The organism is Halobacterium sp. NMX12-1, assembly GCF_040435975.1.
GTDB classification, from domain to species: Archaea; Halobacteriota; Halobacteria; order Halobacteriales; family Halobacteriaceae; genus Halobacterium; species Halobacterium hubeiense.
Window position 1 is genome coordinate 660187 of the sequence record NZ_CP159204.1, and the last position, 14378, is coordinate 674564.

The window sequence follows — 14378 nt, forward strand, 5'->3', positions numbered from 1 at the left end:
TATGACCGACACAGACAACGAGACGGACGGCGAGGACGCGCCGGGCGCCGACAGCGTCGCGCTCGACCCGTGGGGCTCCTCGACGGTCTCGGACTACCGCAAGCTCTTCGAGGAGTTCGGCATCGAGTCCTTCGACGACGTCATCGACGAGGTGCCCGACCCGCACTACCTGATGCGGCGGGCTATCATCTTCGGGCACCGCGACTACCGCCGCGTCGCCGACGCGATGCGCAACGACGAGCCGTTCGCCGCGCTGTCGGGGTTCATGCCGACCGGCGACCCCCACATCGGCCACAAGATGGTCTTCGACGAGATCATCTGGCACCAACAGCAGGGCGCCGACGCGTACGCGCTCATCGCCGACCTCGAAGCCCACGCCGCCCGCGGGCTGACGTGGGACGAAATCGACGAGCACGCCCGCGACTACCTGCTCTCCCTGCTCGCGCTCGGCTTCGACCCCGAGGACGGCACGCTCTACCGGCAGTCCGCGAACCGCGAACTCCAGGACCTCGCGTTCGAACTCGGCGCGGAGGCGAACTTCTCGGAGTTCGAAGCCATCTACGGGTTCGACGGCGAGACCGACGTCTCCCACATGCAGAGCGTCGTCACGCAGATGGCGGACATCCTCTACCCGCAGCTCGAGGAGTCCAAGCCCACCGTCATCCCGGTCGGCCCCGACCAAGACCCCCACATGCGGCTCGCCCGGGACCTCGCGGAGCGCACGCGCTACTTCAAAGTTACCGAGGCGTACGCCAGCGTCGCGTTCGACGACGACGAGCGCCCGCTCGTCGCCGCCGCCTACGACGCCCGCGGGGAGTACGCCGAGGACGAAGACCAGCCGCGCTGCACGGAAGCCGCCGACTGGCTGCGCGAGGACGCCGACCTCGCGGCCGCATACGACGCCGAAGTGGTCGAGTCGGTCGTCCAGAAGCTCGAAAACGCCGGGATGGAGCCGCTCCGCCCCCGGATTCGGTTCTTCGACCGGCAGGCGACCGACGAGGCCTTCGAGGCGCTCATCGACGAGGTCGCCGGCGAGAAGCGCGTCTTCGAGGGCCACGTCGACGCGTTCGACATCGACCGCGAGACCGCCGAGGACCTCGCGCTCGCCGTCGAAGTCGACCACGGCGGCTACGGCTTCGTGCCGCCCTCGTCGATCTACCACCGCTTCATGACCGGGCTCACCGGCGGGAAGATGTCCTCCTCGATTCCCGCCAGCCACATCAGCCTCCTCGACGACCCCGAGGACGGCTACGACAAGGTCAAGGCCGCGACCACGGGCGGCCGCGAGACCGCCGAGAAACAGCGCGAGCTCGGCGGTGAACCCGACCAGTGTCCCGTCTACGAGCTGTACGCCTACCTCCTCGCGGCGGACGACGACGAGTTCGCCGAGCGCGTCTACGAGGAGTGCGCGGGCGGCGAACGGCTCTGCGGCGGCTGCAAGGAGGAGGCCGCGGAACTCATGGCGGAGTTCCTCGAAGACCACCAGGAGAAACGCGAGGAGGCGAAGGAAGTGCTGGCGGACCTCGACGTCGAACTCGACTCGGCGCGAGCCTGACGGTCCCGGCGAGCCGCTGACGGAATTCTTTTCACCGGCCGTGCCATCCTCCCGCACATGGCGTCCGAACCCCACGCCGGTCGCAGCGCACGTCGAGTAGTCGCGGCTCCGGGGTTCGGTTTCTTCTTCGCCTGAGTGAGCCGGTGGACGCCGCGCGGCGGCGGGAGCCGTCGCGGGGCCGAACCCGCTCGTTCGGGCCGGGAGCGGAACGGATAACTGACTGCCACACGCCCCTACGCACAATGAAACTGCCACCACAGCAGGTCGCGGTGCTCGAAGCGGCGAGCGCCGACGAACCGAGACGCATCGCCGACCTCGCGGCCGAAATCGAGCGGCCGCCGGAGACGGTCACGGGCGCGGCGTTCGAACTGGAGGACGCCGGCCTCGTGGACGTCGTCGAGGAGACCGAGGAGGAGGTCGAACTGACCGAGGAAGGCCGCGAGTACGCCGAAGATGGACTGCCGGAGGTCCGACTCTACGAGGCCGCCCTCGACGCCGGCGCGGACGACGAACCGGTCTCGATGGGCGAAGTCATCGGCACGTCCGGGCTGGAAGGTCCGCAGGTCGATATCGCGCTGTCGAACTACGCCCGGAAGGGCTACGGGAGCATCGACTCGGGGGACCTCGCCGCGGACCCCGACGCCGACCCCAGCGAGGACGCGGAGGCCGCCGCACTCGAAACGCTGGCCGCGGGCGGGGCCGTCGAGGCCGACGACGCGCTCGACCAGCTGGCGCGCCGCGACCTCGTCGCCGTCACCGAGCGCACCGTCCGGTCGGTGCTCCTGACGGAGGCCGGCGTCACCGAACTCATGGCGGGCGTCGAGTCCGCCGAGGAAGTCGGCCAGCTCACCCCAGACATGCTCGCGTCCGGCGAGTGGCGCGACGCCGAGTTCGCCGACTACAACGTCGAAGCCGACGCCGGCGAGCACACGCCCGGGAAGACGCACGTGCTCCGGCAGGCGTCCGAGCGCGTCAAGGAAGTGCTCGTGGGGATGGGCTTCCAGGAGATGGAGGGGCCACACGTCGACGCGGACTTCTACATCAACGACTGCCTGTTCATGCCCCAGGACCACCCCGCGCGCAACCACTGGGACCGGTTCGCGCTGGAGCAGCCCGAGAAAATCGACGAGTTACCCGAAGACCTCGTCGAGCGCGTCGAACGCGCCCACCGCGAGGGCGTCGGGCCGGACGGCGACGGCTACCACTCGCCGTGGGACGAGGACTTCGCGCGTGCGCTCGCGCTCCGCGGGCACACGACGAGTCTCACCGCCCGCTACCTCTCCGGCGTCGCCGGTGAGGACGTGGAACCGCCCGCGCGGTACTTCAGCGTCGAGAAGGCGTACCGCAACGACACCCTCGACGCCACCCACCTCCTGGAGTTCTTCCAGATCGAGGGCTGGGTGATGGCCGAGGACCTCTCCGTCCGCGACCTCATGGGGACGTTCCGGGAGTTCTACAGCCAGTTCGGCATCACGGACATCGAGTTCAAGCCCACGTACAACCCCTACACGGAGCCGAGCTTCGAGCTGTTCGGACGCCACCCCGAGACCGGCGAACTCATCGAAATCGGGAACTCCGGCATCTTCCGCCCGGAGATGCTCGAACCGCTCGGCGTCGAAGCCGACGTGATGGCGTGGGGGCTCGCCCTCGAACGCCTGCTGATGCTCGTGACTGGCTTCGAGGACATCCGCGACGTCCACGGGACGCTGTGTGACCTTGAGTTCCTGCGGGACGCGGAGGTGGTGTACTGATGCCCGTCGTCGACATCGACCCCGACGAACTCCGGACCCTGACGGGGCACACCGACAAGAGCGACGACGAACTCAGGGACGACCTCTTCGGGCTCGGTATCGAGTACGAGGGCGAGACCGAGGACGGCGAGTTCAAACTCGAGTTCGAGGCCGACCGCCTCGACCGCCTCTCCGTGGAGGGCATCGCGCGCTCGCTGCGCTACCACTACGGCGACACCCGGGGCGTCTACGTGCCGGACACGAACAGCGCCGAGTGGACCATCAACGTCGAGGACGTCCCCGACGACCGGCCCTGCGTCACGGGCGCCGTGATTCGCGGCGTCGACCTCGACGAGGACGCGCTGGACTCGCTCATCCAACTGCAGGAGAAACTCCACGCCACGATGGGCCGCAAGCGCGCGAAGGGCGCCATCGGCATCCACGACCTCGCGATGCTGAAAGGCGAGTCCGTCAGCGGCGAGGACGGCGACGCGGGGCGCTCCATCACGTACACCGGCATCGAACCCGACGGCGACACGTTCGTGCCGCTGGACGACGACGCCGAGCGCACGCCCGCCGACGTGCTCACCGAGCACCCGACCGGCGAGCAGTACGCGGACCTGCTGGAGAACTACGACCGCTACCCCGCCATCTACGACGACATCGGGCTGTTCAGCTTCCCGCCGGTCATCAACGGCCGCCGCACCGAGGTCTCCACGGACTCCCGGGAGCTGTTCGTCGAACTCACCGGCACCGACCAGTGGACCATCGACCGGATGTGCGCCATCATCTGCTACGCGCTCGACGCGCGCGGCGCCACCGTCGAGGACGTCACCGTCGAATACGGGGACACTGAACTCGTCCGCCCGGACTTCGAAGTCCAGACCAAGCAGGTCCCCCACGAGCGCGTCGAGACGCTGCTCGGCATCGACCTCGAACCCGACGAAGTCGTCGACCTCGCCGAACGAGCGGGTCTCGATGCCGAGCCCGAGGGCGGGGACGAACTCACCTACGAGGTGGAGATTCCGCCGTACCGCGTCGACGTCCTCCACCCCGTGGACGTCGTGGACGACATCGGGCGCGCGTACGGGTTCAACAACCTCGTGCCGCGCTACCCCGACGTCGGCACCATCGGCGGCCGCACGGAGACGTCGCGCCTGGAGGCCGCCGCCCGCGAGACGCTCGTCGGCCTCGGCTTCGAGGACCTCCTGAACTTCAACATGACCAGCGAGGCCGACAACTTCGAGCGGATGCGCATCTCGCCGGACGACGACGTGGTGGGCGCCGCCGAACCCGCGACCATCGACGAGCCCTACAGCGAGGACTTCACCATCCTCCGCACGTGGGCGCTGCCGTCGCTGGTCTCGGTGCTGGAGAACAACACGCACCGCGCGTACCCGCAGGACCTCGCGGAAATCGGGTTCGCCGCGCACGTGGACGACGCCACGGAGACGGGTGTCGCCGAGCGGCGCACCGTCGCCGCCGTGCTCGCGCGCCACGACGCCTCCTACGAGGACGCGAAGGCGCGGCTCGCGGCGCTCTGCGAGGGGTTCCACGTCGACCTCGAAACGCCCGCCACCGAGCATCCGTCGTTCATCGACGGCCGCGCCGCCAGTGTGGTCATCGACGGCGAAGAAGTGGGCGTCATCGGCGAACTCCACCCCGCGGTCATCGTCGACCACGACGTCGAAGTGCCGGTCGCCGGCTTCGAGTTCGAACTCGACGCGCTCCGGTAGAACAGTTACAGGTCCGCGCCGACCGCGTCTTCTACGGACGCGAAACCGTCGCGGTCCAGCAGTTCGAGCAGCCCCTCGTTGATTTCTCGGGCGATGCTGGGGCCGCGGTAGACGAGGCCCGTGTACAGTTGCACGACGGACGCGCCCGCGCGAATCTTCTCGTAGGCGTCCGCTGCGGTGAACACGCCACCGACGCCGACCACCGGGAGGTCCGTGCGCTCGGCGACGAACCGCACCTGGTCGGTCGCGCGCTCGCGAATCGGCCGCCCGGAGAGCCCGCCCGTCTCCGCGGCGTTCGGGCTCCGGAGTTCGTCCGGCCGGTCGGTCGTCGTGTTCGTCGCGACGACGCCGTCCAGCCCAAGTTCGTTCGCGAGTTCGACGGCGTCCACCACGGCGTCACGGTGGAGGTCCGGGGAGAGCTTCACGAGCAGAGGCGCCGCGCCCGCGTCCTGGAGCGCCTCCAGAATCGCCGCTAACTGCTCGCGGTTCTGGAGCTCGCGCAGCCCCGGCGTGTTCGGGCTGGAGACGTTCACCACGAAGTAGTCGCCGTCCTCGGCCACCTGCTCGTACGTGTAGCGGTAGTCGTCCGGGGCGTCCTCCAGTGGCGTGGACTTCGACTTCCCGACGTTCACGCCCACGGGCACGTCCGGGAGGCGCTGCTCGGCGAGGCGCTCACCGACCACGTCCGCGCCCGCGTTGTTGAACCCCATCCGGTTGACGAGAGCCTCGTCCTTCCGCAGCCGGAACATCCGAGGTCGCGGGTTCCCGGGCTGGCCCTCCGCGGTGACCGCGCCGACCTCGACGTGGCCGAACCCCAGCGCCGCCAGCGCCCGCGGTATCTCGGCGTTCTTGTCGAAGCCCGCCGCCACCCCGACGGGATTCGGGAACGACTGGTCGAACGCCTCGACGGACAACCGCTCGTCGTCGACAGTGTAGTGGCCCGCGTACGCGCGCTCGAGACGTGTGCGCTGTGCGACTCGCAGTAGCCCCGTAATCGCCTCGTGGGCGGTCTCCGGAGGCAGCCGGAACAACAGCGGTTTGGCCAGCCGGTACATCCCGTTAGAAGTCGTGTTCGACGTCGTCCTGGTCGGCCCGCTGGATGATGATCTTGTCCTCGCGCACCCGCACGAAGACTTCGTCGCCGATGTCGAGGCCGGCGACCGACAGTTCGTCCTCGTGGAGATTGACGTGGGCGTTGTGGTACTCGCCGTCGTCGCCTTTCGCGCCACTCGGGCTGAGCGTCTTCTTGCGAACCATCGCGAAGTGTCTACGTTGCCTTTCGCCGCACTCCGTACTTAAGTTCTTCCGACCGTTCGGGCTGACGCGCGCTCGCGGCGACTGAGGGCTGTCGTCGGCGGTCACGAGCCGGGCTTCCGGGTCGGCGCTTTCCCCGAACCGGCCGACGAGATAGATAAAACTATCGGCAAAATCGGCGGTATATTTATCACCCGGCCTTGTGTTCGCATAGCATGGAGCAAAACCATGGTACGTGAGGACGGCAAGCGCAACTTCGCGCTCCGAGAATCCGGTGACGAGAGCAGCGTCTTCAGCGGGAACACCCCACGGCAGGCCGCACTCAAGGCGGCTCGCCGCATCGAGGACGTCGCCGACAGCGAACAGGACGCCGACCGCAAGGAGCTCCGGCTCCGCGAGAAAGGCACCGACAAAGTCCACATCTACGAAGCGTGGGCGTGGGAAGAGGAAGCCCCTGGCGACAAACCCGACTGGATGCCCGGCGAGATTACGAAAGCGAACGTCTCCAAGGAAGGCATCAAGCACATCGAGGACTGACGCCGCTGGCGGTCTCTTTTGTCCCGCGTGTGCGACGCGTAACGGCTTAGTCACCCCCGCGACTACCCAGAGCTGCGTGGGCACCACTCGGCCCGACCGCACGCACTCGCGCGGGACGACCGGCCGACCTCCACCCACGCGGTACTTTCACGCGTAGCCCCCGGTACGTCGTCTCGCGGTTTTCTGGTATGCGGTGGCGTGTCGATGCGCCTCCGGTTCGATGGGGTTTTACGTAACCCGGCACTCGGATGAGATGCGAACGACGTGAGGTGGCTCGGTGCACCCGACGCCACTGATTGACGCCTCGACGCCCCCGCGTCGAACCCCTCGCCTTCGGCGAGTCTGGTTCGACGACCTTAAGTGATACCGGGCGCTTCGGAAGAATGCGAACGACGATGAGGTCACTCGGGTTTCCCGGGTGACTGACGCACGCTTCCGACGCCCGATTCCGGGCTTCGACCTTCGCTCTTTCGAGCGTGGTTCGATGCCCTTAAGTAATAACGGGCAATACGAGGTAATGCGCACGACAATGAGGTCGTCCGGGTCTCTCCGGGCGACTGATGCATTACCTCGGTCCCGTTCTGGGGCTCGACCTTCGCTCTTTCGAGCGTGGTTCGATGCCCTTAAGTAATAACGGGGCGTTGGAGGAAATGCGAACGTCGTCTCGGGCCGAGCGAAGTCCGATGGGTTTATGACTCATCGCGGACTATGTTCAGGTCCGAAGGAATGAGGATTCCACCCCTGCGGTCCGCCGTACAGATGGGATCTGATGTTAGCCTTGATGGTTTGGTGACATCCAACTGGCCACGGCGCTTTGTCGTGGCTATGAGGAACACTTTGTGTTCCCGCCAAACCAGGACTTTTAGTTCTGGTCGCTGGGGTTTAACCCCAGCAAACATTCCGGTTGATCCTGCCGGAGGCCATTGCTATCGGAGTCCGATTTAGCCATGCTAGTTGTGCGGGTTTAGACCCGCAGCGGAAAGCTCAGTAACACGTGGCCAAACTACCCTGTGGATGGGAACAATCTCGGGAAACTGAGGCTAATTCCCAATAACGCTCCACCCCTGGAACGGGCGGAGCTGGAAACGCTACGGCGCCACAGGATGTGGCTGCGGTCGATTAGGTAGACGGTGGGGTAACGGCCCACCGTGCCAATAATCGGTACGGGTTGTGAGAGCAAGAGCCCGGAGACGGAATCTGAGACAAGATTCCGGGCCCTACGGGGCGCAGCAGGCGCGAAACCTTTACACTGTACGCAAGTGCGATAAGGGGACTCCGAGTGTGAAGGCATAGAGCCTTCACTTTTGTACACCGTAAGGTGGTGTACGAATAAGGGCTGGGCAAGACCGGTGCCAGCCGCCGCGGTAATACCGGCAGCCCGAGTGATGGCCGATATTATTGGGCCTAAAGCGTCCGTAGCTGGCCGGACAAGTCCGTTGGGAAATCTGTTCGCTTAACGAGCAGGCGTCCAGCGGAAACTGTTCGGCTTGGGACCGGAAGACCTGAGGGGTACGTCCGGGGTAGGAGTGAAATCCTGTAATCCTGGACGGACCACCGGTGGCGAAAGCGCCTCAGGAGGACGGATCCGACAGTGAGGGACGAAAGCTAGGGTCTCGAACCGGATTAGATACCCGGGTAGTCCTAGCTGTAAACGATGCCCGCTAGGTGTGGCGCAGGCTACGAGCCTGCGCTGTGCCGTAGGGAAGCCGAGAAGCGGGCCGCCTGGGAAGTACGTCTGCAAGGATGAAACTTAAAGGAATTGGCGGGGGAGCACTACAACCGGAGGAGCCTGCGGTTTAATTGGACTCAACGCCGGACATCTCACCAGCTCCGACAGTAGTAATGACGGTCAGGTTGATGACCTTACCCGATGCTACTGAGAGGAGGTGCATGGCCGCCGTCAGCTCGTACCGTGAGGCGTCCTGTTAAGTCAGGCAACGAGCGAGACCCGCACTCCTAATTGCCAGCAGTACCCTTTGGGTAGCTGGGTACATTAGGTGGACTGCCGCTGCCAAAGCGGAGGAAGGAACGGGCAACGGTAGGTCAGTATGCCCCGAATGAGCTGGGCAACACGCGGGCTACAATGGTCGAGACAATGGGATGCAACTCCGAGAGGAGGCGCTAATCTCCTAAACTCGATCGTAGTTCGGATTGAGGGCTGAAACTCGCCCTCATGAAGCTGGATTCGGTAGTAATCGCGTGTCAGAAGCGCGCGGTGAATACGTCCCTGCTCCTTGCACACACCGCCCGTCAAAGCACCCGAGTGGGGTTCGGATGAGGCCGGCATGCGCCGGTCGAATCTGGGCTCCGCAAGGGGGCTTAAGTCGTAACAAGGTAGCCGTAGGGGAATCTGCGGCTGGATCACCTCCTAACGATCGGGACCAGGGCGTTGCCCTGGCCCACCTTTCGACGACGCCGTGACCAGTTGGACACCTACAAACCATCAAGGCTAACGTTACCTCCTCCCGATTCGGGAGGTGGGCCCATAGCTCAGTGGTAGAGTGCCTCCTTTGCAAGGAGGATGCCCTGGGTTCGAATCCCAGTGGGTCCATCCCGTCCGGGATTCACCTCAAACCGTGCCCCTTAAGTGGGAGACGGCGCAACGGTGAATCGCGACGAAGACTGATGCACCACCCCGCGAAAGTGCGGGTGGGAAGGGTCTATGTACGCTCCTCGTTCACCACGAGGACGTACGATGACGACCGTGTGTAAGTGCAATCCAGGCGCTCACTGGACTCGACCACCGTGGTCGAGTACCGACTGTTGGTCACATCCGTGACTCAACAGCGCTCAACCATTGCGTGTTGAGCATCGTTGACTGCTTCGCAGTCAACATTCATCGTCGTTGGCTTCACCGCCAACAACCCTCGACCACTTCGTGTGGTTGAGTACCATCGTCAGCTGCTCTGCAGCTGACATCCAACGTGGCTACTGTGCCACCTGGTGGATAGCTCGGCTCGGATGCCGATGAAGGACGTGCCAAGCTGCGATAAGCCTGAGGGAGCCGCACGGAGGCGAAGAACTCAGGATCTCCTAATGGGAATCCCCACTGCAATTGCTTTGCGCAATAGGGAACGGCCGGAATTGAAACATCTCAGTACGGCCAGGAAGAGAAACCGAATGGGACGCCGTCAGTAATGGCGAATGAACGCGGCACAGTCCAAACCGAAGCCCTCACGGGCAATGTGGTGTTCGGACTGGCGTGCATCGACTGAACGTTCTCGCGAAGTCTCCTGAAACGGAGCGCGATACAGGGTGACAGCCCCGTATCGAGGACAAGTAAGTCGTGAGCCAGCTCCAGAGTAGCGGGGGTCGGAAATCCCTCGTGAAGATGGCAGGCATCGACTGCCAAGACTAAGTACTCTCCGAGACCGATAGTGAACAAGTAGTGTGAACGAACGCTGAAAAGCACCCCACAAAGGGGGGTGAAATAGGGCTTGAAATCAGGTGGCGATGGAGCGACGGGGCATAAAAGGCCTCACTGGGAACGAGTCAGGCGCGAGCCTGTAGTAGGACCTGTGAGGAGCCGATGTTCCGTCGTACGTTTTGAAAAACGAGCCAGGGAGTGTGTCTGTCTGACGAGTCTAACCGGAGTATCCGGGGAGGCGCAGGGAAACCGACATGGCCGCAGCGCTTTGCGCGAGGGCCGCCGTCTTCAAGGGCGGGGAGTCAAACGGACACGACCCGAAACCAGATGATCTACGCGTGGGCAAGATGAAGCATGGCGAAAGCCATGTGGAGGTCTGTTAGGGTTGGTGTCTTTCAATACCCTCCCGTGACCTACGTGTAGGGGTGAAAGGCCCATCGAATCTGGCAACAGCTGGTTCCAACCGAAACATGTCGAAGCATGACCTCTGCTGAGGTAGTTCGTGGGGTAGAGCTACCGATTGGAGGGTCCAACTCCGAGAGGAGTTGGCCCTCCTGTCGAACTCCGAACCTACGAACGCCGTTGACGCAGGGAATCCGGTATGCGGGGTAAGCCTGTGTACCGTGAGGGAGACAACCCAGAGTTAGGTTAAGGTCCCAAAGTGTGAGCTAAGTGCGATTGAAGGTGGTCCCGAGCCCTAGACAGCCGGGAGGTGAGCTTAGAAGCAGCTACCCTCCAAGAAAAGCGTAACAGCTTACCGGCCGAGGTTCGGGGCGCCCAAAATGATCGGGGCTCAAGTTCACCACCGAGACCTAACGGCACGCGTGACAGCGTGATCCAGTAGGTTGGCACTCTGTTCGGGCGGAAGCTCGGGTGAGAACTCGAGTGGACCGAATGGGGAAGAAAATCCTGGCCATAGTAGCAGCGTTAGTCGGGTTAGAACCCCGACGACCGAGAAGAGCAAGGGTTCCTCGGCAATGCTTATCAGCCGAGGGTTAGCCGGTCCTAAGTCCCGTCGTAATTCGAGCGGGTCAAAAGGGAAACGGGTTAATATTCCCGTGCCATCGTGCAGTGAAAGTCGACGCCTCGGAGTAGCTCGAGCCGGGCCATCGCCCGGTCGAACTGTCCAAGTCCGTGGAAGCCGTAATGGCAGGAAGCGGACGAACGGCAGGATAGGGAAACTCGAGTCAATCTGGGGCCCGTGAAAAGACGAGCACGATGTCCGTACCAAGATCCGACACAGGTGCTCTGGCAGCGAAAGCCTAGGTCTGTCGGGAACAACCGACGTTAGGGAATTCGGCAAGTTAGTCCCGTAAGTTCGCGATAAGGGATGCCTGCCCAGTGATTGGGCAGGTCGCAGTGTCTTGGAGGCTCCGACTGTCTAATAACAACATAGGTGACCGCAAATCCGCAAGGACGCGTACGGTCACTGAATCCTGCCCAGTGCGGGTATCTGAACACCCAGTACAATGGGGCGAAGGACCCGTTAACGGCGGGGGTAACTATGACCCTCTTAAGGTAGCGTAGTACCTTGCCGCTTCAGTAGCGGCTTGCATGAATGGATCAACGAGAGCCTCACTGTCCCAACGTTGGGCCCGGTGAACTGTACGTTCCAGTGCGGAGTCTGGAGACCCCCAAGGGGAAGCGAAGACCCTATAGAGCTTTACTGCAGGCTGTCGCTGGGACACGGTCGCTGATGTGCAGGGTAGGTAGGAGACGTTACACAGGTACGTGCGCTAGCACGCCACCGAGTCAGCCATGAAACACTACCCGTCAGTGACTGTGACCCTAACTCCGGGAGGAGGACACCGGTAGCCGGGCAGTTTGACTGGGGCGGTACGCGCTCGAAAAGATATCGAGCGCGCCCTAAGGCTACCTCATCCGGGTCGGAGACCCGGAGAAGAGCGCAAGAGCATAAGGTAGTCTGACAGTGTCCTACACAACGAGGGACGCTGAGGCGAAAGCCTGGTCTAGCGAACCAATGAGCCTGCTTGATGCGGGCCATTGCTGACAGAAAAGCTACCTTAGGGATAACAGAGTCGTCACTCGCAAGAGCACATATCGACCGAGTGGCTTGCTACCTCGATGTCGGTTCCCTCCATCCTGCCCGTGCAGAAGCGGGCAAGGGTGAGGTTGTTCGCCTATTAAAGGAGGTCGTGAGCTGGGTTTAGACCGTCGTGAGACAGGTCGGCTGCTATCTATTGGGGGTGTTATTGGTGATTGACAGGAACGTTCATATAGTACGAGAGGAACTATGAACGGGTGCCACTGGTGTATCGGTTGTCCGAGAGGGCAAGTGCCGAGCAGCTACGCACCACGGGGTAAGAGCTGAATGCATCTAAGCTCGAAACCCACCTGGAAAAGAATCACCGTCGAGGTCTCTCGTAGAAGACGAGTTCGATAGACTCGGGGTGTACGCGTCAAGGCAACGAGACGTTCAGCCCGCGAGCACTAAACGACCGAATGCCACACACTCATGCACTCACCACATTACGTGGTCGAGTCCAGGCGTTAACTGGATTGCACTTACACACGGACGTTCGCCGATACTGGCGTCCCGGACTTCTGTCCGGGGACAACGGTTCGATTCCGTTGGTCGGTATTAAGGCGGCCATAGCGGCGGGGCAACTCCCGTACCCATCCCGAACACGGAAGATAAGCCCGCCTGCGTTCCGGTCAGTACTGGAGTGCGCGAGCCTCTGGGAAATCCGGTTCGCCGCCTGCCATTCATACTTCATCAAGCCTCGAACAGCATTGCTGCTGTTCGGGGCTTTTTGTATTTGTAGCGCGGAGTGGCGACGCTCCGGACCGCTACGTTTAAGCGAGCGAGCGCAGTACCACGAGACAGTGCCAAGGTGGCAGAGTCCGGCCTAACGCAGCGGCCTGCAGAGCCGCCCACCGCCGGTTCAAATCCGGCCCTTGGCTTTCTCGCGTGCTCGTTCGTTCCGTAGCAGTCGGTTCGGCGATGTCGCGGATTCGCGGGGCGGGAAAGTAACGATTATACGACGCCCTCTCTACGCTTCGAGTATGCAACGACGTGCTGCGGCGGTGTCCGTCGTGGTCTTCATTCTGCTGGCGGCCGGCGCGTACACGTTCATTGGCGCCGCTCAGCAGCCCGACGTGACCCTCGAGAACCCGGATTACACTGTTTCCGCCGACGAGACGTTGACGCTGGCGGGGACGTCGTACAGTTTCACGGAGGTCTCGGGTGATTCCGCGACTGCGGAGTGGACCAACGAGTCCGCGCGGTACACGGAGTCGTGGTCGGCCAACGATACGGTGGTCTACCAGGGCAGTAACTACTCGGTCGTAATCCCGAGTCAGACGGACCCGACGGAGTTCGAGCTCCGTGAGGTCCAGACGGTCGACCGGCCGACCGTCGAGCAGGACGGGACGACGTACGTCATCGTGGAGGAGGACGGCGAGCGCCGGCTCGTCGAGCGCGACGAGTACCTCGACGATCCGGTCGTCCACGAGTTCGCGGAGGGCGACGCAATCGAGCGCCCGGACAACGACAACGAGACGCGCGTGGCGTCGGTCACGAACTCGTCGGTGACAGTCGAGTGGTTCGCGCCCCAGACCAACGAGGTTAGCTTCGACGAGGGCGAGAACACCACTGTCGGTGACACGGCGTACCTCGCGCACTTCGAGCAGCAGGACGGGTCGTCGGTCCTCCAGTTGACGACCGACTACGAGGACTACCACTCGGACGTGGAGGCCCAACAGGAGTTCCACGAGCGCACGAACGGGCTCTGGGGCATCGCCATCTTGAGCGCGCTCGCGGCGGCGCTGCTCTCGATGCTGGCGTTCATGCCGTCGCGGTACTGACCGTCACCGGCCCGTTCCGTCACCGTTAACGTGTTCCGCGGCGAGGCGTCGTGCATGCAACAGCTATTCGCCGACACGCTCGACGTCTACGGTGTCCTCGTTGGCGTGTTCGTCGCGCTCGTCGGCGTCGGGACGCTCGTCGGGATGCCGTGGCAGTACACGAACAGCGGCGTCGTCACCGTCTTTCAGGCGCTCGGCGCGCTCGGCGCGGTCGGTATCGGCGTCGGTCTCGCCTGGCTTGCACACGCACAGGCGTAGTCGCTCGTTCTCGTTCAGTTTTCCACACCGATAGTGGCGACGCCAGCCACGTCCAGTCGAGGCCGGTTTCACCCGGTCTGGTGCCGCGAGTCCCGGGTTCGAATCCCTTCACC

At 63.6% G+C, this 14378-nt stretch carries 8 protein-coding genes, 2 tRNA genes and 3 rRNA genes; 11 read left to right on the forward strand and 2 right to left on the reverse strand.

The features are described from left to right. Nucleotide 1 precedes the first annotated feature (1 nt). The 3 genes from ABSL23_RS04915 to pheT all read left to right on the forward strand — a co-directional run bounded on the left by ABSL23_RS04915 (nucleotide 2) and on the right by pheT (nucleotide 5021). Nucleotides 2-1555, forward strand: a complete 1554-nt coding sequence (locus ABSL23_RS04915) for a tryptophan--tRNA ligase (RefSeq protein WP_059055100.1) — start codon at nucleotides 2-4, stop codon at nucleotides 1553-1555. Nucleotides 1556-1797: 242 nt separating this feature from the next. After that, nucleotides 1798-3306, forward strand: coding sequence for a phenylalanine--tRNA ligase subunit alpha (locus ABSL23_RS04920; protein WP_059055102.1), 1509 nt, complete (start codon nucleotides 1798-1800; stop codon nucleotides 3304-3306). Next, nucleotides 3306-5021: a phenylalanine--tRNA ligase subunit beta gene (pheT, locus tag ABSL23_RS04925; RefSeq protein ID WP_353634931.1), complete on the forward strand. Its 1716-nt coding sequence runs from the start codon at nucleotides 3306-3308 to the stop codon at nucleotides 5019-5021. Before ABSL23_RS04920 ends, pheT begins: the two co-directional genes overlap by 1 nt. A 5-nt stretch (nucleotides 5022-5026) precedes the next feature. On the opposite strand, the gene ABSL23_RS04930 is transcribed toward pheT, so the two are convergent. Continuing rightward, nucleotides 5027-6076, reverse strand: a complete 1050-nt coding sequence (locus tag ABSL23_RS04930) for a quinone-dependent dihydroorotate dehydrogenase (RefSeq protein WP_353634932.1) — start codon at nucleotides 6074-6076, stop codon at nucleotides 5027-5029. A 4-nt stretch (nucleotides 6077-6080) separates the two neighbouring features. Further along, complete coding sequence (locus tag ABSL23_RS04935) at nucleotides 6081-6278, reverse strand: AbrB/MazE/SpoVT family DNA-binding domain-containing protein (RefSeq protein ID WP_058984575.1); 198 nt, start codon at nucleotides 6276-6278, stop codon at nucleotides 6081-6083. Between the two features lie 225 nt (nucleotides 6279-6503). Here ABSL23_RS04935 and ABSL23_RS04940 point away from each other — a divergent pair, with 225 nt between their 5' ends. The 8 genes from ABSL23_RS04940 to ABSL23_RS04975 all read left to right on the forward strand — a co-directional run bounded on the left by ABSL23_RS04940 (nucleotide 6504) and on the right by ABSL23_RS04975 (nucleotide 14265). Next, nucleotides 6504-6812 carry a non-histone chromosomal MC1 family protein gene (locus ABSL23_RS04940; RefSeq protein ID WP_059055106.1) on the forward strand — a complete coding sequence of 103 codons (309 nt, stop codon included), beginning with the start codon at nucleotides 6504-6506 and terminating at the stop codon, nucleotides 6810-6812. A gap of 897 nt (nucleotides 6813-7709) precedes the next feature. Next, nucleotides 7710-9182 (forward strand): 16S ribosomal RNA (locus tag ABSL23_RS04945). Between the two features lie 109 nt (nucleotides 9183-9291). After that, nucleotides 9292-9363 (forward strand) — tRNA-Ala (locus tag ABSL23_RS04950). A 368-nt stretch (nucleotides 9364-9731) separates the two neighbouring features. Continuing rightward, nucleotides 9732-12654 (forward strand): 23S ribosomal RNA (locus tag ABSL23_RS04955). A 128-nt stretch (nucleotides 12655-12782) separates the two neighbouring features. Next, nucleotides 12783-12904 (forward strand): 5S ribosomal RNA (rrf, locus tag ABSL23_RS04960). Together the 16S, 23S and 5S rRNA genes with 2 tRNA genes alongside form the textbook arrangement of a ribosomal RNA operon. Before the next feature lie 124 nt (nucleotides 12905-13028). Beyond that, nucleotides 13029-13104, forward strand: a tRNA-Cys gene (locus ABSL23_RS04965). A 102-nt stretch (nucleotides 13105-13206) separates the two neighbouring features. Then, nucleotides 13207-14007 (forward strand): hypothetical protein, encoded by an 801-nt coding sequence (locus ABSL23_RS04970; RefSeq protein WP_353634933.1) that lies wholly within the window; start codon nucleotides 13207-13209, stop codon nucleotides 14005-14007. A 54-nt stretch (nucleotides 14008-14061) separates the two neighbouring features. After that, complete coding sequence (locus ABSL23_RS04975; RefSeq protein ID WP_353634934.1) at nucleotides 14062-14265, forward strand: hypothetical protein; 204 nt, start codon at nucleotides 14062-14064, stop codon at nucleotides 14263-14265. The last annotated feature ends 113 nt before the right edge of the window (nucleotides 14266-14378 follow it).